The sequence below is a fragment of the Caballeronia grimmiae genome (assembly GCF_000698555.1).
In the GTDB taxonomy this organism is placed as follows: Bacteria; Pseudomonadota; Gammaproteobacteria; order Burkholderiales; family Burkholderiaceae; genus Caballeronia; species Caballeronia grimmiae.
Genome location: NZ_JFHE01000109.1, coordinates 1 through 1,525, shown reverse-complemented (window position 1 = coordinate 1,525; position 1,525 = coordinate 1). Strand labels below are relative to the sequence as shown.

Below are 1,525 nucleotides of genomic sequence, written 5' to 3'. Positions count from 1 at the left end.
TGACGGGCTATCATCGTAAGCACGCAATCCGAGTGCTGTGCCGAGAGCCGCAGCCGCCGAGGTCGAAGCCCGGTCCGCAGCGACGCTACGATGACGAGGTGCGGGCCGCGTTGATCACGTTGTGGGAAGCTGCCGACCGGATCTGCGGCAAGCGTCTGAAGGCGCTAATTCCGACGCTGATCGACTCCATGACACGGCACGGTCACCTGACGCTACCGAGGCGGGTTCGCCAACGGCTAAACCAGATCAGTGCCGCCACCATTGACCGACTGCTGCGGGACGTGCGCGAGCAAGCCTTCAGCGGTCAACGCCGGCGCTCTGGCGGAGTCGGCAATGCAATTCGGCGTGCGGTGCCGATCCGCACGTTCTGTGACTGGAACGATCCGTTGCCCGGCTATTTCGAGGTGGATTTCGTCGAGCACTGTGGTGGCACCAAGATCGACGGCGACTTCGTGCACAGCTTCGTGATGACCGATATCGCGACCGGCTGGACCGAATGCCTGGCGATGCCGTATCGCAGCGGGGCGTTCGTTCTGGAGCACATCGAGAGTGTTAGCCGTGCCCTGCCGTTTCCACTGCGTGGTCTGGATTGCGATAATGATACTGCCTTCATGAACGAGGCCGTATTCGACTTCTGCAAGGCAACGGGGATCGAGCTGACACGCTCACGTGCATACAAGAAAAACGACCAGGCGTGGGTCGAGCAGAAGAACGGATCAGTCGTGCGCCGCCTCGTCGGGTATGGCCGGTTACGCGGCCTCGAAGCCACGCAAACACTTGCCGCCCTTTACGAGGTTTCGCGGCTGTACATCAACTTCTTCCAGCCGTCGTTCAAGCTGAAATCAAAGACACGTCACGGCGCCAAGGTGACGAAGCGCTATGAAGCGCCTTTAACGCCGCTTGAGCGCGTGCTGCGTTCGGCTTCTGTGCCGGAGTCAACCAAACGTCGACTGCGTACCCGGTTCAGGGCACTCGACCCACTGGACCTATTGCGTCGAATGCGAGAAGCCCAACAGCGCGTCGCCGAACGCAGCGCGTCGGGCGTGGCGCCGAAGGAGGCTACAACACCTGATCAAATTCCACTCGCGGATTTCCTGGCAAGTCTTGGAACAGCGTGGCAGGCCGGCGAGGTCCGGCCGACGCATCACCGAAAAGCGCGCGTCCCACATGACTGGCGCACCCGGGAAGATCCGTTCGAGCATACTTGGCCGAAGATACAGCAATGGCTCGAAACAGAACCCGGCATTACGGCACAAAAGCTCCATGAGCGTCTCACTGCGATGGCTCCCGCAATGTATTCCAGCGCACAACTGCGCACCTTGCAGCGCCGCGTTAAGGCATGGCGATCGAACCGTGCCAGAGAACTGGTGACGCGGATACTCGGTGACGGCGACGCGATGGAGGCTGGCGCCGCTACGCAGCGCCAGCCTCCATCGCAAAACGACGGGACCGTGACAACTACCCGCGAGTAACATTATTCCGTGAGGCAACACGCCGGCCAGAATAGTTGTCGCTGACCGGCCGT

General features: G+C 61.2%; 1 protein-coding gene. It reads left to right on the top strand.

What is annotated here, in order from left to right; all coding sequences use genetic code 11:
• Window positions 1-1,472 (top strand): integrase catalytic domain-containing protein (locus tag BG57_RS30790; RefSeq protein WP_035971063.1); only part of this gene is annotated, 1,472 nt, incomplete at its 5' end.
• Window positions 1,473-1,525: the final 53 nt, after the last annotated feature.